This is a genomic window from Muricoccus roseus, assembly GCF_900141905.1.
In the GTDB taxonomy this organism is placed as follows: Bacteria; Pseudomonadota; Alphaproteobacteria; order Acetobacterales; family Acetobacteraceae; genus Roseomonas; species Roseomonas rosea.
The window spans coordinates 50,873-74,505 of the sequence record NZ_FQZF01000010.1; the positions used below are offsets into that span (position 1 = coordinate 50,873).

The 23,633-nt window shown below is 70.1% G+C and carries 21 protein-coding genes and 3 pseudogenes; 15 read left to right on the forward strand and 9 right to left on the reverse strand.

The genetic code is table 11. The annotated features are described in order from the left end of the window. Positions 1-4 precede the first annotated feature (4 nt). On the reverse strand, positions 5-1,048 hold the full coding sequence (locus tag BUB97_RS10055) for an ABC transporter substrate-binding protein (RefSeq protein ID WP_073134500.1): 1,044 nt from the start codon (positions 1,046-1,048) through the stop codon (positions 5-7). Positions 1,049-1,187: 139 nt separating this feature from the next. Here BUB97_RS10055 and BUB97_RS27235 point away from each other — a divergent pair. Continuing rightward, positions 1,188-1,361: pseudogene (locus BUB97_RS27235) on the forward strand (LysR family transcriptional regulator); the annotation flags it as partial. 248 nt (positions 1,362-1,609) lie between these two features. Beyond that, positions 1,610-2,082 (forward strand): annotated as a pseudogene (locus BUB97_RS26845) (transposase); the annotation flags it as partial. A gap of 38 nt (positions 2,083-2,120) precedes the next feature. Here BUB97_RS26845 and BUB97_RS10070 read toward each other — a convergent pair. Further along, complete coding sequence (locus BUB97_RS10070; protein WP_245818263.1) at positions 2,121-2,684, reverse strand: MarR family winged helix-turn-helix transcriptional regulator; 564 nt, start codon at positions 2,682-2,684, stop codon at positions 2,121-2,123. A 27-nt stretch (positions 2,685-2,711) separates the two neighbouring features. Between BUB97_RS10070 and BUB97_RS10075 the strand changes: the two genes are divergently transcribed. Together BUB97_RS10075 and BUB97_RS10080 are read left to right on the forward strand one after the other, a co-directional pair. Beyond that, positions 2,712-3,491: a class II aldolase/adducin family protein gene (locus tag BUB97_RS10075; protein WP_245818264.1), complete on the forward strand. Its 780-nt coding sequence runs from the start codon at positions 2,712-2,714 to the stop codon at positions 3,489-3,491. Between the two features lie 61 nt (positions 3,492-3,552). Continuing rightward, positions 3,553-4,524 (forward strand): Bug family tripartite tricarboxylate transporter substrate binding protein, encoded by a 972-nt coding sequence (locus BUB97_RS10080; protein WP_073134247.1) that lies wholly within the window; start codon positions 3,553-3,555, stop codon positions 4,522-4,524. Position 4,525: 1 nt separating this feature from the next. Here BUB97_RS10080 and BUB97_RS10085 read toward each other — a convergent pair whose 3' ends face one another. Next, positions 4,526-5,467: a LysR family transcriptional regulator gene (locus BUB97_RS10085; RefSeq protein ID WP_073134249.1), complete on the reverse strand. Its 942-nt coding sequence runs from the start codon at positions 5,465-5,467 to the stop codon at positions 4,526-4,528. Positions 5,468-5,595: 128 nt separating this feature from the next. On the opposite strand from BUB97_RS10085, the gene BUB97_RS10090 reads away from it, so the two are divergent. Genes BUB97_RS10090 through BUB97_RS10100 form a run of 3 tightly spaced genes read left to right on the forward strand, consistent with a single transcriptional unit; the run spans position 5,596 to position 9,810 of the window. After that, positions 5,596-7,362, forward strand: a complete 1,767-nt coding sequence (locus tag BUB97_RS10090; protein ID WP_073134252.1) for a thiamine pyrophosphate-binding protein — start codon at positions 5,596-5,598, stop codon at positions 7,360-7,362. 2 nt (positions 7,363-7,364) lie between these two features. Beyond that, the gene (locus BUB97_RS10095; protein ID WP_073134256.1) at positions 7,365-8,834 is read left to right on the forward strand and encodes an aldehyde dehydrogenase family protein; all 1,470 of its coding nucleotides are present in this window, start codon (positions 7,365-7,367) and stop codon (positions 8,832-8,834) included. 4 nt (positions 8,835-8,838) lie between these two features. Then, on the forward strand, positions 8,839-9,810 hold the full coding sequence (locus BUB97_RS10100; protein ID WP_073134258.1) for a Bug family tripartite tricarboxylate transporter substrate binding protein: 972 nt from the start codon (positions 8,839-8,841) through the stop codon (positions 9,808-9,810). A 123-nt stretch (positions 9,811-9,933) separates the two neighbouring features. Here the strand turns inward: BUB97_RS10100 and BUB97_RS10105 are convergent, their stop codons facing one another. From BUB97_RS10105 to BUB97_RS10115, 3 genes are all read right to left on the reverse strand, one after another. Beyond that, complete coding sequence (locus BUB97_RS10105) at positions 9,934-11,889, reverse strand: FAD-binding monooxygenase (RefSeq protein ID WP_073134260.1); 1,956 nt, start codon at positions 11,887-11,889, stop codon at positions 9,934-9,936. 684 nt (positions 11,890-12,573) lie between these two features. After that, positions 12,574-13,035, reverse strand: a complete 462-nt coding sequence (locus BUB97_RS10110; RefSeq protein WP_073134262.1) for a MarR family winged helix-turn-helix transcriptional regulator — start codon at positions 13,033-13,035, stop codon at positions 12,574-12,576. Positions 13,036-13,078: 43 nt separating this feature from the next. Next, on the reverse strand, positions 13,079-14,419 hold the full coding sequence (locus BUB97_RS10115) for a Rieske 2Fe-2S domain-containing protein (RefSeq protein ID WP_073134264.1): 1,341 nt from the start codon (positions 14,417-14,419) through the stop codon (positions 13,079-13,081). A 263-nt stretch (positions 14,420-14,682) separates the two neighbouring features. On the opposite strand from BUB97_RS10115, the gene BUB97_RS10120 reads away from it, so the two are divergent. From BUB97_RS10120 to BUB97_RS27445, 8 genes and pseudogenes are all read left to right on the forward strand, one after another. Next, positions 14,683-15,645, forward strand: coding sequence for a PDR/VanB family oxidoreductase (locus BUB97_RS10120; RefSeq protein ID WP_086062079.1), 963 nt, complete (start codon positions 14,683-14,685; stop codon positions 15,643-15,645). A gap of 2 nt (positions 15,646-15,647) precedes the next feature. Next, a complete protein-coding gene (locus BUB97_RS10125; protein WP_073134267.1) occupies positions 15,648-16,841 on the forward strand; it encodes a Gfo/Idh/MocA family oxidoreductase in 1,194 nt (397 codons plus the stop codon). Positions 16,842-16,861: 20 nt separating this feature from the next. Further along, positions 16,862-17,842, forward strand: a complete 981-nt coding sequence (locus tag BUB97_RS10130) for a Bug family tripartite tricarboxylate transporter substrate binding protein (RefSeq protein WP_073134270.1) — start codon at positions 16,862-16,864, stop codon at positions 17,840-17,842. 10 nt (positions 17,843-17,852) lie between these two features. Continuing rightward, positions 17,853-18,035, forward strand: coding sequence for a hypothetical protein (locus BUB97_RS10135; RefSeq protein WP_073134272.1), 183 nt, complete (start codon positions 17,853-17,855; stop codon positions 18,033-18,035). A 9-nt stretch (positions 18,036-18,044) separates the two neighbouring features. Beyond that, positions 18,045-19,034 (forward strand): ABC transporter substrate-binding protein, encoded by a 990-nt coding sequence (locus tag BUB97_RS10140; protein ID WP_073134275.1) that lies wholly within the window; start codon positions 18,045-18,047, stop codon positions 19,032-19,034. Between the two features lie 20 nt (positions 19,035-19,054). Beyond that, on the forward strand, positions 19,055-20,242 hold the full coding sequence (locus BUB97_RS10145; RefSeq protein WP_086062081.1) for a hypothetical protein: 1,188 nt from the start codon (positions 19,055-19,057) through the stop codon (positions 20,240-20,242). Positions 20,243-20,268: 26 nt separating this feature from the next. Then, positions 20,269-21,255, forward strand: a complete 987-nt coding sequence (locus tag BUB97_RS10150) for a Bug family tripartite tricarboxylate transporter substrate binding protein (protein ID WP_086062082.1) — start codon at positions 20,269-20,271, stop codon at positions 21,253-21,255. Positions 21,256-21,493: 238 nt separating this feature from the next. Then, positions 21,494-21,637, forward strand: a pseudogene (locus tag BUB97_RS27445) (DUF3489 domain-containing protein); the annotation flags it as partial. Here BUB97_RS27445 and BUB97_RS10160 read toward each other — a convergent pair. The 3 genes from BUB97_RS10160 to BUB97_RS10170 form a co-directional block, all read right to left on the reverse strand. Then, positions 21,612-22,007 (reverse strand): response regulator, encoded by a 396-nt coding sequence (locus BUB97_RS10160; RefSeq protein WP_073134277.1) that lies wholly within the window; start codon positions 22,005-22,007, stop codon positions 21,612-21,614. The pseudogene BUB97_RS27445 and the gene BUB97_RS10160 sit on opposite strands and share 26 nt — an antisense overlap. A gap of 76 nt (positions 22,008-22,083) precedes the next feature. After that, positions 22,084-22,347 carry a DUF3126 family protein gene (locus tag BUB97_RS10165; protein WP_408906129.1) on the reverse strand — a complete coding sequence of 88 codons (264 nt, stop codon included), beginning with the start codon at positions 22,345-22,347 and terminating at the stop codon, positions 22,084-22,086. A 512-nt stretch (positions 22,348-22,859) separates the two neighbouring features. After that, positions 22,860-23,486 carry a calcium-binding protein gene (locus BUB97_RS10170; RefSeq protein ID WP_073134281.1) on the reverse strand — a complete coding sequence of 209 codons (627 nt, stop codon included), beginning with the start codon at positions 23,484-23,486 and terminating at the stop codon, positions 22,860-22,862. Between the last annotated feature and the right edge of the window lie 147 nt (positions 23,487-23,633).

A 23,633-nucleotide genomic window follows, 5' to 3' on the forward strand; every position in this document is an offset into this window, starting at 1 on the left:
CGGCTCAGCGCTCCACCTCGCGCTGCCAGCGCCGCGTCCATTCCGTGCGGTTGGCGTTGATCGTGCCCCAGTCCAGCGAGACGAGCCCGCGCACCTGCTCCTCCCCATAGATCACCTTGGCCGCGATCTCGGGCGGAAGCTGCGTGTTGCGGTTGGTCGGGCCCGAGCCGTACTGGCGGGAGAAGCTGGCCTGCACCTCGGGCGAGACGAGATGGGCGAGGAACTTCTGGGCGAGGTCCGGGTTCGGCGTGCCCTCCACCGCGCAGGCGGCGGTCATCAGCACCACCCCGCCCTCCTTGGGCCGCACGAAGCCCATCGGAAACCCCGCCTCCACCATCGCGGCCGCGCGGGAGGAACCCCAGACGGCAAGCCAGATCTCGCCGGACTGGAACATCTCGCTCATCTTCCCCGGGCTGCTCTCATAGGCGAGCACGTTGGGGTTGATCCGCTCGCGCATCGCGCGGAAGCCCGGGTCGATATTCGTCTCGCCGCCGCCATTCACCCGGGCCATCATCGAGAGGATGTGCAGGCCATAGGTGTTGTCGATCCCCGGGATGGCCAGTCGGCGGCGGAACTCCGGCCGCGCCAGGTCCATCCAGGAGGTCGGCACCGGCAGGTTCCGCTCTCGGAACACGCGCGTGTTGTAGGCGATGCCCGTGAAGCCGAAACCCGTGCCGAGCGCCCGCCCCTCGCCCATCACGGCAACGGGGTAGAGGCTGGAGACCGCCGCCTGGTCCGTCGCCTTTTGGCAAAGCCCGAGCGAGATGGCCTGGGTCATCGGCCCGTCATCCAGCACGGCGACCCCCACTTCCTGCCGCCCGCGCTGGGCCTGAAGCCGCGCGAGGCTGTCGGAGGAATTGCCGGCGAGGTAGTCCACGCGGGCATTGTTGGCGCGCTCGAAGGCCGGGATGACCGACTGGCGCATGATGCTCTCATAGGAGCCGCCATAGGCCGCCACCACGAGGCGCTGCTGCGCCATGGCCAGCCCCGCGGCGCCGCCCGTGATGCCGATCGCCGCCACCGCGGCCAGAAGAAGTCTGCGCACCATCATCGCTCCTCACGCCACATCGGAGACGCCGGTGCCTTTCCGGCGGGGGGACGCCTTGTCCTGCCGGAACGCTGGCACCCTTTCGCCTGGCCACGCAAATTCGTAAATTTCCCGTTTCCATTCCCTGGAGTAGCGAAGCGTGACGCGCCGCCTCCACCAGCTCGAAGCATTCCGGGCCGTGATGCATGGCGGCTCCGTCACCCGCGCGGCGGAAATCCTCTCGCTCTCTCAGCCCGCCGTGACGAAGCTCCTGCGCGCTGGAGGAGGAGACGGGCTCGCCCTCTTCGACCGCAGCCGGCGGCGGCTGGCGGCCACACATGAGGCGCATCAACGCCGGCGGACGCGCCACGGCGAGATCCTGGCCGACCTGACCACCGGCGACACGGAAGTGGAGGTGCCCGCCACGCGGCTAGCCGCCTCGGCCTCCAAACATCCGCCGCGACCTGAACACATCGTCCGCAACGCACGCCGTCGCTCGGACTTGTGGTGGCGCGATCCTCACTCTCCCGGCGCAGGGGAAGAACCAGCGCACCCGGACAGGCCAGCATCACCGGCCCAAGGAGCCGAGCGGAGCGCGACCGTGCCAGCCTGGCCGCGAAACGGGACGAGAACCTCGGGCCGAACCCGACGGACCGGAGCAAGCCGGGCACGACGCTCCGCCTCGTCTCGCACCCCCGCTGTAGGCCGCTCGGCCTGCCGTTGAGCGGGTCCAACCGCCGCGACCGCCGCATGGTCGCGCTACGCTCGATGGCCTGCCGGGCCTCCGGGCCAGGCGTCGCAGTCGCTCACGCCGCACACCCACCAAGCTTCACGCCAACAAGGCGTATGACCACCGCCGTTGCCGTCGAGTGTGTCGCATCCGCGGCATCATCCCGCGCACCGGGCGACGGGGACTCGAGAGCACCACCCTGCTCGGCCGCCACAGGTGAGTGGTGGAGTGCACCTTCGCCTGGCTCGCCCGATGCCGACGTTTCACGGTCCACTACGAGCGCCGCGCAGACCTCCACCTTGCCCTCACCACCCTCACCTGTGCGTCATCTGCCTACCCAGCTCAGACGGTTTGTTCCTGGCTTTAACTCTCGCCTGGCAGCGTCCATGATCGCTCCTCCTCGTGGAGCCTCGTCAGCTTCGACAGCAGGCGCATGAAGGTCGTCCGCTCCGCCGGAGGCAGCGGCGCCAGCAGGCGCTCCTGGACCCGTGCCACCGCCTCTTCCACATCCCGCAGGAGCGTTTCCCCATCGGCCGTCAGGCGCAGCTGCTTCTTGCGCCGGTCGCCCGGTGCAGGCTCCCGAACAACCCAGCCCTTCGCCTCCAGCCTCTCCAACACGCCGCCAATGGTGGAGCGATCGAAGGCGATGAGGGCGGAGAGGCGGGTCGCGTCGATGCCCGGGCTGGCCCTGATGGTATAGAGAGCACTGAACTGCACGGAGGTCAGGTCGTGATCACCGATCTCCTCGGCGAAGATCGCGCCCGAGATCTGGTGGATTCGTCGCACGAGGTGGCCGGGCATTGCGTACAGCTGCTGCATCGGTCGGGAGAGCCTGCCCTTCTGTTGCTGCAAGGGTATCACCGGGTCGCCCGCCGGGCGATCCGGGCAGGGATCTTCGTCGATTGACTGTATGCTGAAGGTAAGCATACGGTGGTTTGCGAGGATCGGGCCGAAATGGCCGGATCAGCAGTCGGCTGGACCTGCTACAACAAGAATGGGGAGGCGGCGATCGGCATGAGCCAGGACCTGCACGCATTGCTGGGCGACCTCGTCGTCGCCAACCGCATCCTCGCGCATGAGGGCGTCCTCGACGACTTCGGGCACGTCGCCGTCCGGCATCCCGGCCGCCCCGATCGCTTCTTCATCTCCCGATCCCGCTCGCCGGAGCTCGTCACGCGCGACGACCTGCTGGAATTCACGCTGGACGGCACCCCCGTCGACCCTAAGGGGCTGCGCCCCTATCTGGAGAGCGTGCTGCACGCCCGAATCTTCGCGGCGCGCCCGGATGTGAACGCCACCGTCCACCACCACGCCCCGGCGGTGATGCCCTACACGATCGTGGACGTGCCCCTGCGCCCGATCATGCACATGGCCTCCGTCCTCGGCGGCGCGGTGCCGGTCTGGGACAGTCGCGACGAGTTCGGCGACACGAACATGCTGATCGACGACGCCCCGCGCGCCGACAGCCTCGCCAAGGCTCTCGGCGCGGGCACCTGCGTGCTTCTGAAGAACCACGGCGCCGCCGTCGCCGCGCATTCCCTCCCTGCGGCCGTCTTCGTCAGCGTCCGCATGAAGGACAATGCGGAGCTCCAGGCCCGTGCCACCGCCATGGGCACCCCGCGCTTCCTCACGGAAGGCGAGATCCGGCTCACCGCCGAGATGCTGATGGGCGAGCGCCCGCTGGACCGCGCCTGGTCCTACTACCGCGCCCGGGCGGGCTTCGGCGGGATCTGAACGCGTCGGCGCGAGAGGCCGGAAAGGCTCCGCACCCACACTCCATCACGGAGAACGTCCTATGCGCATTCCCCGCCGCACCCTTGCCGGTGCCGCCCTGCTCCCCTTTCTGCCGGGCATCGCGCGCGCCCAGCGCCGCACCGTGCGCCTCGTCGTTCCCGCCGCCCCTGGCGGCGCCATCGACGTGATCGGCCGGATCTATGCCACCCGCCTCGGCGAGGCGCTGGACCAGACCTGGGTGGTGGAGAACCGCTCCGGCGCCAACAACACACTCGGCGCCGCGGAGGTCGCCCGCTCCGCGCCCGACGGCACCACCTTCCTCGTCAATGCCGACATCCATCTCATGGCCCGCCGCGTCATGCGCGCCGTGCCCTATGATCCGGTCGCGGACTTCACGCCCATCGCCCGGCTGGCCACGGCCCCCATGGTGCTCGTCGGCAATCCGCGCGCCACGCCGGACGGCGGCCTCGCCGCCCTAGTCGCCCTAGTCGCCGCCATGAAGGCGAAGCCGGAGGCCTTCCCCTTCGCCAACTCCGCCCTGGGCGCCATGGGCCACCTCGCGACCGAGAGCTTCAAGCGGCAGGCCGGTGCCGATGCCCTCGTCGTCTCCTACCGCGGCACCGCGCCGGCGTTGACGGACGTGCTCTCCGGCAACGCCGCCCTCATGGTCGCGCCGCTCGGTTCCGCTCTGCCCCATATCGAGGCTGGCCGCCTGCGCGCCTTCGCGATCATGGGGCCCCGCCGTTCGGACCGCGCGCCGTCCATCCCCACGGTCGGCGAGGGCGGCATGCCCGGCCTGGACTTCACCCTCTGGTACGCCCTCTGGGGCCCCAAGGGTCTCGCCGCGGCCGAGGCGGACCGCCTCAACGCCGCCGTCCGGATCCTCTCTGGCGACCCGGATATCCGAGCCCGCATGGCCGACCAGGGCGCAGAACCCGTGGCCGAGGATCGCGCGGGCTTCACGCGCTTCATCGAGATGGAATCCGAGCGCACGGCGCGCATCGCGCAGGTGGCAGGCATTCAGCCCGAGTAGCCTAGAGGGCTTCCCGACCGGGCGGCGCCTGCCAGCCATCGCCGTCCGGTGCCGCGATGAGCTGCAGGAGGGCGCTGCGCAGGGCCAGTTCCGCGCGGTTCAGCGGGCGCCGGTCCGAGTGGACGAGGCACAGGCGCCGTTCCACGACCGGCCTCACCAGCCGCGCCGCCACGAGCCGTCCCGCGTGGATGTCGTCGATCAGCGCGCCATAGGGCAGGATGGCGCCCAGGCCGGGGTCGGAGAGCAGGGCGCGGGTCAGCCCCATCGACTGCACCTCATGCGCGACGATCACGTCCAGCCCCGCCGCGCGCGCGGACTCCTCGATCTTCCGCCGCAGCACCTCGTTGCCCAGGGCGGACATCACGAGCGGGACCGCCGCCGCCTCGGCGAAGGGGATCTCCGCCCGGCCGGCGATGCGGCCCGCCTCGCGGGCTTCCACGAAGACCAGCCAGTCCTGGGCGAGGGTCTCGCCACGCACGCCGCGCCGGTCGGACGGCATGTCGTAGCAGACGGCCAGATCGACTGTCCCTTCCGCGACGCGGTCGATCAGCGCGGTGGAGAGGGCCTCGACGAAGGAGAGCGTCACGCCCGGCAGGTCCCGCGTGGTGGCGCGTAGCAGCGGGGCGGCCAGCAAATTTCCGGTGGAGGGCGTGACCCCCACCACCACCCGCCCGCGCGGCGCGTTGCCGAGGTCCCGGATGCGGGCGGCCAGGGCGTCCAGCCCTTCCAGCAGCGGCTGGGCCCCGTCCCGCAGCGCGCGCCCCGCTTCCGTGGGCGTGATGCCGCGGGAGTGGCGGTGGAAGAGGGGAACGCCCAGTTCTTCCTCCAGGTGCCTGAGCTGGGCGCCGAGGGCGGGCTGGGCGACGCCGAGCCGCTCCGCCGCCCGGCTGAGCGAGCCGTGCTCCATGACCGCCAGCACGGTGCGCAGACGCCTGAGATCCAACTGTTTCCTCCGCGGCCAGGATGCGGGCGGGCGCGGCGCGGAGTCCAGCCGGCTATAGCGGCGCGCTTCAGCAGCCGAAGCGATCTGCTTCTGGCTGCTACCCGGCCGGGCTGGCTACCAGCCATGGGATGGACAGCACCGCTCCGCACCTTCCCGAGACGCCGGTCGGCCTCTCCAACGCCCCGGCCGGCTACGGCTCCGACGTGGTCGCGGAGACGATCCGCTCGCTCGGCCTGCCATACCTCGCGCTGAACCCCGGGGCCTCCTTCCGTGGCCTGCATGACAGCCTGGTGAACCACACGGGCAATCGCGACCCGCGCATGCTGCTCTGCCTGCACGAGGAACACGCGGTTGCGATCGCCCATGGCTGGGCGAAGGTGACGGGCACGCCGATGGGGGCCGTAGTGCATTCCAATGTCGGGCTGATGCACGCGACCATGGCGGTGTTCAACGCCTGGTGCGACCGCGTGCCGCTGGTGCTGCTGGGGGCGACCGGCCCGGTGGACGCGGCGAAGCGCCGCCCCTGGATCGACTGGATCCACACCTCGCGGGACCAGGGCGCGCTGATCCGCAACTACGTGAAATGGGACGACCAGCCCGCCTCGGTCGCCGCGGCGCAGGAGGCGCTGGTGCGCGCGCGGCAGGTGGCCTGCACCATGCCCTGCGGCCCTGTCTACGTGAACCTCGACGCCGCCATGCAGGAGGAGGCGTTGTCCGCGCCCTTGCCGGCCCTGCCCGTGGCCCGCTACCCCGCGCCGGAGGTGCCCTGGCCCGCCCCCGCCGCCCTGGCCGCCGCCGCACAGGCCCTGCGCGGCGCGAAGCGGGGCGTGATGATGGTCGGCCGCGTCTCGCGCGATCCGGTGGACTGGGCGGCGCGCGTGGCGCTGGCCGAGACGCTGTCGCTGCGCGTCATCTCCGACATGCGCGTGGGCGCGGGCTTTCCCACCGACCACCCGCTGCACGCGGGCGCCCCGGGCATCTTTCCCGGTGCGGAGGCCCTGGCGGCGCTGCGCGAGGCGGATCTGGTGCTGGACCTGGACGGGGTGGACCCGGCCGGCGCCTTCAAGGCGGCGGGCGTGGTGCCGCCCCTCGTCATCCGTGCCTCTATGGACCACGCGATGCATAATGGCTGGTCGCACGACCACCAGGCCCTGGCGCCCGCCGACCATTTGCTGGTCACGGCGCCGGACGTGGCCGTGCGGGCCATGCTCGAGGCGCTGAGCGTGCCCGCCAGGCCCGCCCCGCAGCCCGCGCCGGCCGCGCCGGTGGTGCCCGAGGGGCCGCTGACCACGGACGGGCTCTCGGCCGTGCTGCGGCAGGAGACCGCGGGGCGCGAGGTGACGCTGATCCGCCTGCCCCTGGGCTGGAACGGGGGCAGCTGGCCGCTGCGGCACCCGTTGGACTATCTCGGCTACGATGGCGGCGGCGGCATCGGCTCCGGACCCGGCATGGCGGTGGGGGCGGCGCTGGCCCTGCGCGACAGCGGTTCCGCGCGCCTGCCGGTGGCCGTGCTCGGCGATGGCGACACGCTGATGGGGCTGACCGCGCTGTGGACCGCCGCGCGCTACCGCATCCCGGTGCTCGTCATCATCTCCAACAACCAGTCCTTCTTCAACGACGAGGTTCACCAGGAGAAGGTGGCCCGCCAGCGCGGCCGCCCCGTGGAGAACAAGTGGATCGGCCAGGCGATCCGCGATCCCGACCCGGACTTCCCCACCCTTGCCCGCGGCCTCGGCCTGGCCGGCTTCGGGCCCGCCTCCGATCCCGCCTCCCTCGCGGCGGCGCTGCGCGAGGCGATCGCGGTGGTGGAATCCGGCCTGCCCGCCGTCGTCGAGGCGCGTGTGGTCGCGGGCTACACCCCGGCCATGGCCTCCGCCCTCACTCGGGAGTCCTGATCATGGACCTGCATGTTTCCGCCCCCGTGCTGCCGGTCGAGCGGGGCCTGTTCTACGGCGGCGCCTTCCACGCGGCCCGCTCCGGCCGCCGCATGGCGGTCCTGGCGCCCGCGACCGGAGAGGCGCTGGGCGAGGTGGATGTGGCGGGGCCCGAGGACGTGGACGCGGCCGTGGCTGCCGCCCGCGCGGCCTTTCCCGCCTGGGCCGCGCTGCGCCCGGCGGAGCGGGCCGACCTGCTGCGCGGCTTCGCGGCGCTGCTGCGCCGGCACGCGCAGGAGCTGGCGATGGTGGACGCCGTGGATGGCGGCAACCCCGTCTCCGAGCTGATCAAGGACGTCGGCATCGCCGCGGGCGGCTTCGACTTCTTCGCGGGGCTGGCGACCGAGGCCAAGGGCGAAACGATCCCCATGGGCGAGCGGCGGTTGAACTACACGCTGCGCCAGCCCTGGGGCGTGGTGGCGAAGATCATTGCCTACAACCACCCCCTGATGTTCGCGACCTGGCGCGCCGCCGCGCCGCTGGCCGCCGGCAACTGCGTGGTGGTGAAGACGCCGGACCAGGCGCCGCTCTCGGCCCTTCGCCTGATGGAGCTGGCCGGCACGCATTTCCCGCCCGGCGTCTTCAGCATCCTCTCCGGCGACCGCGAGACGGGCGCGGCGCTCGTCGCCCATCCCGGCGTGGACAAGATCGGGCTGGTGGGCTCCGTGCCGGCCGGCAAGGCGGTGCTGCGCGCGGCCGCGGACCGCGTGGTGCCCTGCCTGCTGGAGCTGGGCGGCAAGAACGCGCTGATCGCCTATCCCGATGCCGATCCGGCCCGGGTTGCGGCGGGGATGGTGAAGGGGATGAACTTCGCCTGGTGCGGGCAGTCCTGCGGCTCCACCTCCCGCGCCTTCCTGCACGCCTCCATCCACGATGCGGTGCTGGAGGAGGTGCGGCGCCTGCTGGCCCCCATCCGCCCGGGACTGCCGACGGACCCCGCCACGCGCATGGGCAGCCTCGTCAGCGCGGCGCAGCTGGACAAGGTGCTGGGCTACATCGAATCCGCGAAGAGCGAGGGCGCGCGGCTGGTCTCCGGCGGCGGTCGCCCGCAGGAGCCGGAGCTGGCACACGGCTTCTACGTGGAGCCGACCGTCTTCGCCGACGTCACCCCCTCTATGCGCATCGCGCGGGAGGAGATCTTCGGCCCCGTCCTCTCCGTGCTGAAGTGGGAGGAGGAGGCGGAGATGATGCAGGCGGTGAACGCGGTGGAGTACGGGCTCACCGCCTCCGTCTTCACGCGGAACGTCGTCACCGCGCATCGCGCCGCGGCGCGGCTGCAGGCCGGCTTCATCTGGGTGAACGACACCTCCGAGCACTTCCTCGGCGCGCCCTTCGGGGGCTTCAAGCAGTCCGGGCTGGGCCGGGAGGAGAGCCTGGACGAGCTGCTCGCCTATACGCAGGTCAAGAACGTCAACATCCTGCTGGAGGAATAGGCCCATGATCGCCCGCCGCGCCCTGCTCGCGAGCGCGCTCGCCGCACCCCGCATCGCCAGCGCGCAGGGCGCCTCATGGCCGGGCGATCGGCAGGTGAAGGTCATCGTGCCCCTCGCCCCCGGCGGCACGGCCGACGTCTTCGCGCGCCTGATCTCCTCCCGCATGTCGGAGCGGAGCGGCGGGCGCGGCTCGATGGTGGTGGAGAACCGCACCGGCGGTGGCAATGCGGTCGGGTGGCAGGCCGCGGCCCGCGCGGCGCCGGACGGCAACACGCTGCTGATGACGGACAACTCCCTGGCCATGTCCGCGCCGCTGCGACGCGACCTCGGCTTCGATCCGCAGGCGGACCTCGTGCCCGTCTGCCGCGTCGCGGACCTGGCGCCGGTCATCTGCGTGCCGGACCGGTCGCCGATCCGGACGGTGCAGGACCTTGTTGCCGCCGCGCAGCGCCGGCCGGGGGAGATGTTCTACGGCTCTGGCGGCAATGGCAGCGCGCCGCATCTGGCCTCGGAGCTGCTGCAGGACGTCGCGGGCATCCGCATGAACCATGTCAGCTATCGCGGCATGGCCCAGGCCAGCCAGGACCTGGCGGCAGGGCGGCTGGACATGGCCATCGCCGCCCTGCCGACGGTGGCCGGGCTGCTGCGCGATGGCGGGCAGATCCGGGTGATCGCGGTGGGGGCAGGGGAGCGGGCGCCCGCCTTGCCGGATGTCCCGACGGTGCGCGAGTCCGGCCTGGACTACGCGCTGGCCTTCTGGTTCGGCCTCTTCGCGCCGAAGGGGACGAGTGCCGAAGCCGCCGCGGCCATGAGCCAGGCCATGGTGCAGGTCATCCGGGAGCCCTATGTCACCGGGCGGCTGGAGGAGCTGGGCGCCGTGGTCGTGGCGAGCGATCCGGACAGCTTCCGCGCTGCCATACGGTCGGAGGTGGCGCTCTGGGAGCGCATCGTCCGCGAACGGAAGATCGTGCTCTGACGCGGGGGCCGGCGCCGCATCTCGGGGGATGTGGCGCGGGCATGGCGAAGCTGGAGCGAAGCCACGGGCTTGATGCTGGCGGCCATCGTGGCGCCCGCATCCCGCAAACGGAGCGCCGCCGTGCTAGACGGAGCCCGGCTGGCCCTGATCCAGCATGAAGCGCCCGAAGAATGCCGCGATTTCCGCATGGGCGTTGAGCGGCAGGATCTGCGCGACGTACTGGTCGGGCCGCACGAGGACGGCGCATCCCTCCGGGCTGATCGCCCTGGCCGTGAAGATGTCATCCCCGCTCGGGAGGGGTGCGCAGAACGCCTTCTCGTAGTCGATCAGGTTGTAGCGTCCCTTCCGGGGCAGCAGGAAGGCGGGCAGGTCGGCCGGGCCGGCTTCCCGATGTCCCTGTTGCAGGATGGCGCGGACGTCGATGACCGCATCGATGTCCTCGCCTGCTGGCGTGAAGCGCCGGACCGGGGAGGACGGTGATTCCGCGAGGAACTGGCAGAGCAGGCGCAGGGCCGAGGACGGGCTGGAAGGATCCGCCCGATCCGAGAAGATGAACATGCGCCAGCGGCCATCCGCCCGGAGCACGTGGCCCAGATGCACGGGCTTGGCATCCGCCAGCCGGATGACCGGCGCCGAGTGGAAGCGCATGCCGACCGGCAGGCCCTCCGCGAGGTGCTGGTGCGCCGGAGGCGCCGAGATCAGCGAGGGCTGGTACCGGGTGGCGGTTCCCGCCGTGAACCGGCCCTGCTTCACGAAGTACCGCTGGAACTCGGCCGGGTCGACACCCTCGCTTTCCGGGTTGCTCGGGTCCTTGGGCGGGGCGCTGAACATTGCCGCGAAGGCGCGGTCGAATTCGATCAGCTCCTGCGCGACCGCGCGGCGCTCGTCCGAGTAGGTCCGCAGCATCTCCGGCTTGGCCTGGCCCCTGATGACGGAGGCAAGCTTCCAGCCGAGATTGAAGCTGTCCTGCATGGACACGTTCATGCCCTGGCCGGCCTTGGGGCTGTGCGTATGGCAGGCATCCCCGGCGATGAAGACGTTCGGGATCGCGCGGGCCGTGCCTTCTGCTCCGTTGTCGAAGCGGTCGCAGAGGCGTTGCCCGATCTCGTAGACCGACCACCAGGCAACCTCCTTCACCTCCAGCGTGTAGGGGTGCAGGATTCGCTGCGCGGCAGCGATGAGCGCCTCCACGGTGGTGTTGCGGCTGGAGACCCGCTCGTCCTTCCCCAGCTTGTCCAACTCGATGTAGAAGCGGACGAGATAGCCACCCTCCCGCGGGATGATCAGGATGCTCCCGCTCTCCGCCGAGTGGATCGTGGCCTTCAGGCGGATGTCCGGGAAATCCGTCACGGCGAGCACGTCCATGACGCCCCAGGCCTGATTCGCCGAATCCCCGTGCAGGGCGAGGCCCAGCGCCCGTCGCACGCTGCTCCTCGCGCCGTCGCAGCCGACGACGAAGCGCGCCTTCACGGTCTCGGACCGCTCGGCGCCGTCGGGGGACCGGTGGGTGAGGGTGACAGTGACCGGATGGTCCGAGCCCGGGCCGGCGCGATCCTCCCCGGCGACGTGCAACGCCGTCAGGCGCCGGGAGTAATCGGGCCTGAGACGCCGCGCCGACTTCGCCATGACGTCCAGGTAGAAGTCGTGGACGCGCGCCTGATTGAGGATGACATGCGGGAACTCGGAAAGCCCGTCCTCGGTGTCCTGGATCCGCCCGTGTCGTGCGATCCTGTTCCTCTGCTGGTCATCCGGCTTCCAGAAGGTGGTTTCGTTGACCCAGTAGGCCTCCTTCAGGACCTTTTCGCTGAAGCCGAACGCCTCGAACATCTCGATGGTCCGGCAGGCGATGCCATCGGCCTGCCCGAGGGTGAGAGGCCCCGCCTTCTCCTCGACGATCCGCGTCCTGATGTCGGGAAAGGCGGCAAGCTGAGCCGCCAGCGTCAGGCCAGCCGGGCCGCACCCCACGATCAGCACGTCGACTTGGTCGGGGAGTGGGTCGGATCCGGCCGGCATCTCGCCGGCCACGGCCTCGGCGATGCTGGGATCTCCGGTCCTGAAGCCGTTCAGGTGGAATTGCACGCCGATCCTCCTCCCCATCAACAGCTTCTGCGCACACCGGCATGACGGTTCAGCCAGGCAGGGCCGCCCTGTCGTGGCGCTCCGGGCGCCATGCGCCTCTTGGTCTGGCTAGGTCTGGGTGATTGGCACAGTACTGATAGTATGTATACGGTCTTTGGAGGGCGGTGGATGCCTTTGCGGCTGTTGGGCCAGCGCTGGTGCCGAAGCTCCTCCATCGGCCAGGAGGCTGCTGGAGCTGCCTGGGGTGGGCATGTCGGCCGGCGGAGGTATCCAGGGGTCTTGCAGAGGACAACTGCTGGAGGCGGCAGTTGAGGCAGTGGCGGGTGGTCTTGCCGCAGGAGACCGGAATGCGACAGACACCACAGGGATCAGCCAAGGCCGCCTCGGAGTGGATGCCCTCGGGGTGTTGCCGACGAGTACCAGCTTGGACGCGCGCGGCGCTTAGCGGGCCGGATCAGCAGTGCGATTTGCGCCGATCGAGGGGCTGTCAGATCACTGGGTCAGCGCAGGCCCTGCCGATCAGGCGCGACGGTGTTCCGGCTTCCACATGCAGCACCTTGAGATCCAGGCGCCAACTATCGAGTCGAAACCAAATCCTTCGATTCAAGATCTTTCCGGAAGGGCTGCAACCGGCGGTCAGCCGAATATGGCTGCCACCACACACCAGGGTCGCGGCCGCCCACCTCAATCAGCCGGCGGGAACCCCCGCCGGGCACGCCGCAGAAGAGCGCGGAACATCTGCACCTCGTCCGGTGAAAGCTGCCGAGCCGCCATGTCGTTCACGGCATGGGCCTCGGGCAGCAGCGTCTGCCGCAAGGCCCTGCCCTCCGGTGTCAGGAAGATATGCACCTTCCGCCGGTCGGTCCCGGAACGCTCGCGGTGGATCCAGCCCTGCGCCTCGATGCCACGCAGCGCGATCACGGCGGTCGGCTCCATCATGCCTACGCGCCGCGCCAGGTCGCTCTGGGTGATCCCGTCCTCCTCCCACAGCACGCGCAGGAAGTACCAGGCACCCGGCGCCACGCCATGGGCCTGCAACCGCGCCTGAAGGTGGCGCTGGATGGCCCGGTTCAGATCCCGGACGAGAAAGCCGATGCTCTCGTCGAACGGAAGCGGCTCGGCGCGGGCTTCGGCTTCGGTCGTCATGCCCCGAGCCTAGCCGGAAAGGCCCCGCGCCGGAATCCGCCCCTCAGGCCAGGGCCGCCTGCGACATGGCGCGCTCGTCCTCCTCCTCCTCGATCCCGCCGAGGGCCGCCGCCTCCTCCTCCGAAGCGCCGAGGACCCGCCAGTTCGCCGTCTTCGGCACCACCCCCTGGTAGGACCGCAGCTTCGCCATCGGCAAATGCGGCGCCGCCAGCCCGATTGGCTCCGCCCCCGCCTCATGCCGCGCCACCGCGTCCAGCATGATGCGGCGGAACTGGATCACGGCGATGTCGCTCGCCCCCAGCCGCTCGCTGGTGCGGTCGGCGATCGGCCCCATGCTCTCCCACATCGCGATATCCTGGTTCGGGATGCCGGGAATCCCCGTGAAGCTGTCGCCGGACTTCATCCATTCGCGGTCCTGCAGGTAGTCGTTCCAGGCATGGCGCTTCATGGGGCGGAAATCCGCATCCACGTCCACGCCAACCTCGGCCACGCAGAACTTCCGCCAGGCCTCGGTCGTGATCGCCTCCCGGCTCTCATGCCAGGCGATGAAGTGGAAGTAGCTGTTCGTGTCGTCCTTGGGCACGATCACGCTCGCCACGTTGTAGGTGGCATTGGGCGGAATCAGCGCGATGAAGGGCGCGACCAGGGTAGTGATCCGCACGTAGTCCTGCGTCGCCGCGTTCATGATCGGGCGGCGGATCGCGGCGTAGCGCATGCCGTAATTCGTCACCTGCACCTGGATGCGCGGGTTCTTGTCGGTGGAGGGCCGCACCCAGTGCGTATCCTTCGCCGCCGCCTCCCCACGCGCGGGTCGCATGTCGGAGGAGTGGAGCGAGGAGGAATGGGCGCTGTCGATCTGGCCTTCCATGATCTGCGCCCAGTTGCAGGGCAGGTCGATGCGCACGATGGCCGCGTGCGCCTCCGGCGTCGGCGCCCAGGGCGGCGGCTCGAACTCCGGCATCCGCGCGGGCTCGCCCATATAGATCCAGACGAAGCCGCCCGCCTCCCGCGCCGGATACGCCTTGTGCTGGATGCGCTCGGCGAAGCCGCTCTCCTTCGGCTCCGACGGCATGTCCACCACGCGCCCTTCGACGTCGATCTTCCAGCCGTGATAAAGGCAGCGCAGCCCGCAATTCTCGTTGCGCCCGAAGGCGAGGGACGCCTTGCGGTGCGGGCACATCTCGCCCAGCACCCCCACGCGCCCTTCCGTATCGCGATAGGCGACCAGCTTCTCGCCGAGGATCGTGATCCGCACGGGCTTGCCATCCCGCTCTGCCACCTGCTCGGAGAGCAGTACGGGGATCCAGTGGCGGCGCATCAGGCGCCCCATCGGCGCCTCGCCCTCCACGCGGCAGAGGGTTTCGTTCTCCTGGGCGGTGAGCATGATGCGTGTCCTCCCGGCGGCCGGACGCATGGCACCCGGGCGCTGAATACTTAGCTCTCTAACTGTATGCCGGCCGCGCATTCCGTCAAGCGCCGTCTCCACCACCCGCGGCCTCGCATTACCCCGTTGCGAATTCTCGCATTTGCGTGAACGCGCCACCGCATCTCTCGGCAGTCTTGCTAAGCCAAGGTTAGAAGCCTAACCATAATTCCGGCCGGTAGATCCCCCGCAAGAGGGAACACCCGGAGGAGTGGCCAAGAACGATGCTGGACATGCCCGCCCCGGATGCGGAGCTGATGACCCTACGTGTCGCGCGCGCGGAACCCGCGGCGGACGGCATTCAGCTTTTCGAGCTGCGCCACCCCGATGGCGCCCCGCTGCCGCGCTTCACGCCGGGCTCCCACCTCGCCCTGCGCGTGCCATCCGGCGCCATGCGGAACTACTCCCTCTGCAACGACCCGCGTGAGCGCGACCGATACGTCATCGCCGTGAAGCGGGAGGAGAAAGGGCGCGGCGGCAGCGTGGGCCTCATCGACGCCACGCGCCCGGGGGCCATGCTCGAGGTCTCCGCCCCGCGCAACCTCTTCGAGCTGGATACGCGCGCGCCGGAATACATCTTCGTCGCCGGCGGCATCGGCATCACGCCGATCCTCGCGATGATCCGCGCCGTGCAGGCCGAAGGAAAACCCTTCCGCCTCTTTTACCTGACGCGCAGCGTCGCCGGCACCGCCTTCCACGCCGAAATCGCGGCGCTCGGGGACCATGTCATCATCCACCATGACGAAGGCGTGCCGGACAACGCCTATGATCTCTGGCCCGTCTTCGAGGAACCCAGCAAGGCCCAGATCTACTGCTGCGGTCCCCGCCCGCTGATGGACGCGGTGCGCGACATGACCGGCCACTGGCCGGAGAACGCCGTCCATTTCGAGGATTTCGGCTCCGACCTCGTCCGCCCGCGCGCGGACGACCAGCCCTTCACCGTCCAGCCCGGCCCGGACGGCGCCCCGCTCGAAGTCCCCGTCGGCACCACCATCCTCGAAGTCCTCCGCGCCCATGGCCGCCCCCAGCCCTCCTCCTGCGAGAGCGGCACCTGCGGCACCTGCCGCACCCGCTACCTCACCGGCGAGGTGGACCACCGCGACATGGTGTTGACGGAGGCGGAGCGTCGGGACGCGGTGATGATCTGCGTCTCCCGCGCCAAGGGCACGCTGGTGCTGGACCTGTAGCCGTGGCGGCAGACCCCATCCGCCTGGGCGTCGCGGGCCTCGGCCGAGCCTTCATGCTGATGCTGCCCACCCTGGCGCGAGACCCGCGCCTGGCCGTCCTCGCCTGCGCCGACCCGCGTGCCGAGGCCCGCGCCCACTTCACCGAGGACTTTCCCGGCGCCCGGGCGCACGGAACCGTCGAAGCCCTCTGCGCCGATCCGGCGGTCGAGGCGATCTACATCGCCACCCCCCACGAGCTCCATGTCGCCCATGTCCGCGCCGCCGCAGCAGCCGGGAAGCACGTGCTGGTGGAAAAGCCCATGGCCCTGGCCCTGGCAGACTGCCAGGCCATGGTGGATGCCGCAGGGGAAGCCGGCATCCACCTGATCGTCGGCCACAGCCACTCCTTCGACGCGCCCTATCTCCGCGCGCGGGACATGATCCGGGGCGGCGAGCACGGCGCAGTCCGCATGATCACCGCCGTGAACTTCACGGACTACCTCTACCGCCCGCGCCGCCCGGAGGAGCTGGACACGTCGCAAGGCGGTGGCGCCATCTTCTCCCAGGCGCCGCATCAGATCGAAGTGGTCCGCCTCCTCGCCGGCCGCCCCGCCCGCAGCATCCGCGCCACCGCCTCCGTCTGGGATCGCGCCCGCGGCACGGAGGGCGCCTACAATGCCCTGATCGACTTCGGTGACGGCCTCTCCGCGACCCTCACCTATAACGGCCACGGCCATTTCGACACGGACGAGTTCCAGGACTGGACCGGCGAGATGGGGACCCCGCGCGACGCCGCCGCCTACGGCACCGCCCGCGCCGCCCTGCGCCACGTCACAACGCCCGAGGAGGAGGCCGCGCTGAAGGAGCGCCGCGCCTATGGCCGCGGCCCCGGCGCCATGGAGGCGCGCGCCGCCCCGCCCCCGCCCGCCTACAACCATTTCGGCCTCGTCCTCGCCTCCTGCGAACACGCCGACCTCCGCCCCACCCCGCGCGGCGTGATGGTCTATGCCGATGACGAACGCCGCTTCGACCCCCTGCCCGCGCCCATCATCCCACGAGCCGAGGTGATCGACGAGTTGCAAGCCGCCCTGCGCGACGGCACGCCCCCGCTGCACTCCGGCGAATGGGGCATGGCCACCACCGAAATCTGCCTCGCCCTGCTCGAATCCGCCCGCAGCGGCCGCGAAATCCAACTGCACCATCAAGGCGCCGCATGACGCGCCACGGGAGAGAAGCGATGACCACCCCTGCCCCGACGCGCCGCGCCGCGCTTCGCCTCGCGCTTCTCGGCGCCACCATGCCCGCCGTGGCGCGTGCCCAGCCCGGCCGCGGTCCCGTTCGGCTCATCGTTCCCTACGCCCCCGGCGGCACCAACGACGTCACCGCCCGCCTCCTCTCCGCCCGGCTTGGCGAGGGCCTGGGCGCCACCTGCGTGATCGAGAACCGCTCCGGCGCCAGCGGCGCCATCGGCGCGCAGGAGGTCGCGCGCTCCGCCCCCGATGGCCTCACCCTCCTCTACTCCAACGAGGTTCACCCCATCCTGAAGCTCGTCCAGCGCGGCGTCCCCTTCGACGCGCTGGCGGATTTCGCCCCGGTCATCCGCACCGTCAGCATCCCCTATGTCCTCGTCGGCGGCGCCCGCTCCGACCGGCCCACGGACCCGCGCGCCCTGATCGACGACGTGAAGCGAACGCCGTCGCGCTACACCTTCGCCTGCTCCTCCCTCGGCTCCGTCGGCCATCTCGGCGCCGCGGCGCTCGGCCAGAAGCTCGGGGTGGAGGCGACCACCGTCATATATCGCGGCACGGGCCCCGCGGTGAACGACGTCATCTCCGGGGCCGTGCCGCTGATGTTCGCCCCCCTGGGCGCCGTGCTGCCGATGATCCAGGGCGGCCAGCTGCGCGCCTATGCCGTCACCGCTCCGCAACGCCTCGCCAGCATGCCCGATACCCCCGCCATGCCGGAGATCGGCCAGCCCGAAATGCTCTTCGAGGGCTGGTGCGGCATCTGGGGCCCGCGCGGCCTGCCCGTGGAGCGCGTCTCGGCCATCCACGCCGCCGCCCTCGGCGCGCTGAGGGACGCGGAGGTCATCGCCCGCCTCGCCGCCATCGGCTGCGCGCCCATTGAGGAGAGCACGGCGGATTTCGCCACGCTCCTCGTGGCCGAGCAGGCGCGCGGCGCCGCCATCATCAAGGCCGCCGGCGTCACCCCGGAGTGAGGAGGCCACCATGGCCCTGATCCGCATCGAACCCGTGCGCGACGAGCGCAGCGGCCGCTACTTCCTCGAGATCTACAACCCGCACGACGCACCCGCGCCCTTCGTCACCACGCAGCCGCGCTATGCCTCCGCCTCGGCAGCCGAGAACGACCTCGTCGCCATCCTCGCCGCCGCCGCCAGCAGCGCACGCTAGGAGAATCGCTTGAACCCCCTTCGCCTCTCCCTGGCCATCGGCGACTACGACCGTATCCGCCCCATCGCCGACGGCACGGTGCGCATCGATGGCGTCGATCCCGTCATGTCCATCCTCGACCCCGAGGAGATCTTCTTCCGCGCCTTCAAATACGCGGATTTCGACATTTGCGAGCTGTCGCTGTCCTCCTACACCGTGAAGACCGCGAAGGGCGAAAGTCCCTATATCGCCGTGCCCGTCTTCCCCTCCCGCGCCTTCCGCCACACCTCCGTCTACATCCGCACCGATCGCGGCATCACCAAGCCGGAAGACCTCAGGGGCCGCCGCATCGGCGTGCCGGAATACCAGCTCACGGCGAATGTCTGGGTGCGCGTCATCCTCGAGGAATACGGCGTCCGCCCCTCCGACATCACCTGGGTCCGCGGCGGCTACGAGCATCCCGGGCGCGAGGAGAAGATCGCGCTCCAGCTTCCGCCCGATGTGCGGCTGGAAAGCCTGTCCCCCGGCGCCACCATCTCCTCCGCCCTCGCGGATGGCACCATCGACGCCGTGATCGGCCCTCGCGCCCCCTCCTGCTTCGAGCGCGGCGCCCCGAACATCGGCCGCCTCTGGTCCGACCCCGTCGCCGCCGCCTCCGAATGGTACGGGAAGCACCGGATCTTCCCGATCATGCATGTCCTCGGCATCCGCAAGGACATCGCGGAACAGCACCGCTATCTCCCCGGCGCGCTGGTGAAAGCCTTTGAGGAGGCGAAGTCCCTCGCCCTGGCCAAGCTCACCAACACCGCCGCCACCAAGGTCACGCTGCCCTTCGTGGAGGAGCGCCTGCAGCACGCCCGCGCCCTGATGGGCGAGGATTTCTGGTCCTATGGCCTCGAGCCGAACCGGCACGGCCTGGACGTGTTCCTGCAAGCCCACCACGCCCAGGGACTCTCTTCCCGCCGCCTGAAGCCGGAGGAGCTGTTCCACCCCGCCTCCCTCGAAGCCTTCCGCCTGTAACCCGCCAGAGAGGAACCGCCATGACCGCCTTCCAGAACCGGGTCGAGGACATCATGGCCTCCTCCACCCGGCGCGGCCTGCCCCGCAAGATCGAGCTCAAGCCCGCCAGCATCGCCGACACCATGCGCGGCTACGACAACTTCTGCCGCGTCATGGCCATCCGCCCCGGCGACCATGTGGTGATGCTGACCGATCCGCTGCTCGACCCGCGCGTGGTGCAGGCCGTGCAGGGCCTCGCCCGTGGCCGCGGCGCCACCTTCATCTCCTACATGGGCGAATCCACCCGCTACGTGACCGTGCCGGAGGAAGCCAAGGCGCTGCTGGAGCGCGCCACCTTCGTCGTCTCCACCTGGTTCGCCTCCGTGCTGGACCCCTATTGCATCGGCCTCCGCCGCAACAAGGGCCAGCGCTGGGTCAAGATCACCTTCTTCCGCGACCTGGACCTGCTGCACACGCCCCAGGCCCAGTTCCCCGTGGACCTGCTCGGCGAGATCGTCCGCGCCACCGGCCGCATGTTCCCGGAGGCCGGCGACTTCACCCTTCGCGTCACCGACCCGCGCGGCACCGATTTCCGCATCCCCTTCACCGAAGCGATGCTGAGGAAGATGCGCGCCCACAACCGCTGGCGCGGCCAGAACGTGGCGGACCAGGACGGCTGCTACGTCCACTACATCCCCACCCACGGCCCCAACCTCTTCGAGCCGAGCATGGTCGGCCTCCAGCCCGAGGACAGGATCGGCATCTCCGGCACCATCTGGCCGCAATGGGCCGTTGGCTTCGACGAACCCTTCCGCGAACCGCTCGGCGTCGAGTTCCGGAACGACGTGGTCACCGCCGTCCATGGCGAGAGCTGGGAGGCGCAGGTGATGCGGGACTACCTCATCGGCGGCACGCTGGAGGAGTTGGGCTGCGGCCACAACCCGAAGGCGCCGCGCTTCGACATCTACCCCGCCGGCCCCAACTCCCCCGGTGCGCTCCATTTCGGCATCAATGCCCTTAAGCCCTCCGAATACCTGCGCCGCGTCATGCCGAACTGGGAGGAGCCGCATATCCACATGGACCTCGTCACCTATGACAGCACGGTCATGGCGGGGAACCGCTGCATGGTGGAGGACGGCTACCTCCTCTCCCTGCGCGATCCGCAGGTCCGCGCCCTCGCCGAAACCTACGGCGATCCGGTCGAACTCCTCGAAGCCTACCCTGTGTAGCGCGCCCAGGCGGAGGAAACGTCCCGATGAAAAGCCAGAACGACATCGCCCGCCGCACGCTCCTCGGCGCCGGCGCCGGCGCCGCCCTCCTCGCCGCTCCGGCCCTCGCGCAGTCCTATCCGGACCGCCCGGTGCGCCTCATCGTCCCCTTCGCCCCCGGTGGCGGAGGGGACACGCTCGCTCGCCTCTCCGCCTCCGCCGCGCAGCCCCTCCTCGGCCAGCCCCTGGTAATCGAGAACCGCGCCGGCGCCGGCGGCAACATCGGCGCCGAACTCGCCGCCCGCGGCCCGGCCGATGGCTACACCCTGTTCTACGGCACCAACGGCACGCACGCGATCAACGAGGCCCTCTACCCCCGCCTGCCATTCCGCCCGGATGCCGACTTCACCCCTGTCGCCGCCCTCACCCGCATCGCGCTCGTCATCGTCGTCCGCAAGGACCTGCCGGTGGAAACCGGCCCCGAGCTCGTCGCCTGGCTGAAGGACCGGCCCGGCAAGGTCGCCTATGCCTCGGCCGGCAACGGCACCACCGGCCACATCGCCTCCGAGATGTTCCGCGTCGCCGCCGGGGTGGAGATCACCCACATCCCGTATCGCGGCAACGGCGCCGCCATGACGGACCTGGCGGCCGGCCGCGTGGACATGGCCATCGACCTCATCCCGGCCGCCGCCCCGCTGCTGGAAGCAGGCTCGGTCCGGGCACTGGCCGTGACCAGCGCCCAGCCCCTCCCCAGCCATCCCGGCCTGCCCACGGTCGCTTCCTTCCTGCCGGGCTTCGAGGTCGGGGCCTGGGACGGCATCTTCGCCCCGGCCGGCACGCCGCCCGCCGCCGTTCAGGCCCTCAACGCCGCCTTTCGCCGCGCCCTGCGCGACCCCGACACGCTTGCCCGCCTCAGCCGTCGCGGCGCCGATGTCGCACCCCTGGAAACCCCCGCCGACTTCGCCGCCTATGTCTCGGCGGAGCGTCCGAAATGGGCCAGTGCCGTGCGCGCAAGCGGGGCCAGGATGGACTGAGCGGCGCCAACGCGGCGGACCTCCCACGCGGTCCTCGGTGCTTGGCGTGGAGGCAGCAATCGGTGCTGACAAGGCGGTGCGCGGTGCCTCAGTCGCTGAGGCACAGGGCAACTCAGAAGGTCTGCAATCCACCGGGCCGGTACGACCTATGCTTCTGGCCATGCTCCTTTTGCACCCGGGCGGCCGTGCTGGCCCCTGATCACCTCCCGACGCCGCTGCTCCGCATCGTCGACGCCAAGGCACAAAGAACCAAGCCGAGCTCCCCCTCCTTCAATCGGAGGAGGGCGGCACAATCGCTCAGATCAGGGACGTAACCGGCAGGGCCCAGCACACGGTCCGGGGCTCCATGGCCGGGCTTAATCCGCCAAACGCCTCCGCATGATCCCGGCGAGGCAGGACACGACCTCCGCGGGGCCGTAAGGCTTTGTGATAACCAGAGCGTCCGTGTGCTGCCCCTTGTTCACCGCCGACGCTTCGTAACCGGTCGCGAACACGAACGGCACGCCCAGTGCGGCAAGGCGGTCAGCGACCGGGAGTGCCGACTGGCCATCGGCAAGGCTGTAGTCGATGACGGCAGCATCAATCCCACCCTCGGACATGGCCGTCGTGATGGCTGACAGCGCCTCCGCGACCCTCGCCGCCTGAACGACGGTCTGCGCGCCCGCGATCATCAACGCGTCTTCCAGCAAAAAGGTGATCAGCGGCTCGTCCTCCACCACGAGGATGCGCCGCCCCTGAAAATCCGAAGTCATGGTGAACTCCCTGGCCGAGAACGGCCGTATGGCTGGACCCTATATCGAAAGGCGCATCTCAGCGAAGCTGGGACCGTCAACGCTTTCGCTTCGCGGCGGCCGGCGTCGGCGCCAGCATCCGTTGGGCAGCCGGGGGCAGATCCTCTTCCAGGATGGTGAGGTGCAAAGCGTAGGACACCTCGCCATCCTCGGCATCGCGGTGGAGCGTGCCGATCACCTCGCCTCCCGCCTCGATCTCAACGCTCATCCCTGCTTGCTTCGGGGGTATGACGCTGATGCGCTCCGTCCCCAACAGGCGCCGCAGGTAGGCCTGCACGCGCTCGATCTCCGATTTAGTCACTCTCAACAAACTCCCACTGGGTCTGGCGGCGTCAAGGAATCCTCCGTCCGAAATGATCCACTCCGCGACGGAGCAGGCTGGGGGCTGTACGGGGAGCCGATGCACTCCCCTGTGATCCATGGGAGCGGAGGGATGTAGCGGAACGGGCAAGCGCACTGAAATGACATGCGCTGGACATGGAGCATTCCCACCCTGTCGCGCAAGGGCACCTACCCGCTAAACCAATCTGCTGGAGCCCTAAGGTAGGGGACTCATTCAGGCCATTCGCTGACGGTGGCCACGCGCTACGACCGGCTCGCCCGGAACTACCTCGCCAGCCTCGCTCTCGTCGCCACCGTCAGCGAGTGGCCTGAATGAGTCCCCTACCTAGAGCAGTTCTTGCGGTCTGGCGCCGCCGAGAGTCGCTCCGCTGTGGGCAGCGATCGGCGAGCGGATGAGAAGAGCCGCCAGGGATGCCTGGCGGCTCTTCCTTGCGCGCTTCGGCCCGGGGTCCGAGATGAACCGGCCTCGCCTCAGCCCAGCCGGATTTGCTCGACCTGGGAGAAGCGCATGCTCTCGCCGCCGTGGTTGATGACCCCGCCGAAGGTGGCCGGGTTGCCGGCTGCATCCGTAAAGGTGACCACGTTGTTGTTGACGTGCATCTGGAGACCGCTGGTCTCGCCCTCCAGCGTCAGCGAGCCCTGCAGATCCTGCAGGCTCATCCCCTGGATGTTCAGCGTGTCGTTCCCGGCGCCACCCTGGAACTGATCGTTGCCGTCGCCCGGCGCCCAGATGAAGCTGTCGTTGCCCGCGCCGCCGAAGGCCAGGTCGGCCGCCCCGTCGGCCGCGCCGCCGTCAAGGAAGTCGTTGCCATTCTCGCCGTGCAGCTGGTCCTGGCCGGAGCCGCCGTTCAGGGTGTCGCTGCCCTGCCCGCCATAGGCCAGGTCATTGCCCGAGCCGGTACTGATGAAGTCGTTCCCGCTCTCGCCAAAGGCCTGGTCGTTACCCGCTCCGGTGTTGACGTTGTCGTTGCCGCTGCCACTGAAGATGACGTCCGCCTGGGCGGTGCCGTGCATCGTGTCGCTGCCGGCCGAGCCTTGCTGGAAGGCGCCACCCGTTACCTTGTTCAGATCTTCGGTGCGCAGGGATTTCGGAGACATTCGAGAGCAACCTCTTCGTGTTCGGTTTCGGACGCGTATCATGTGCCCCGGGGCACGGCTACGGAGATCTGTCTATCGCGGCGATAGGGCGCGGCATGCGGGGAGGGGATGGTGCGGGTATTCCTTCCGGATCAGGGCCGATGCATA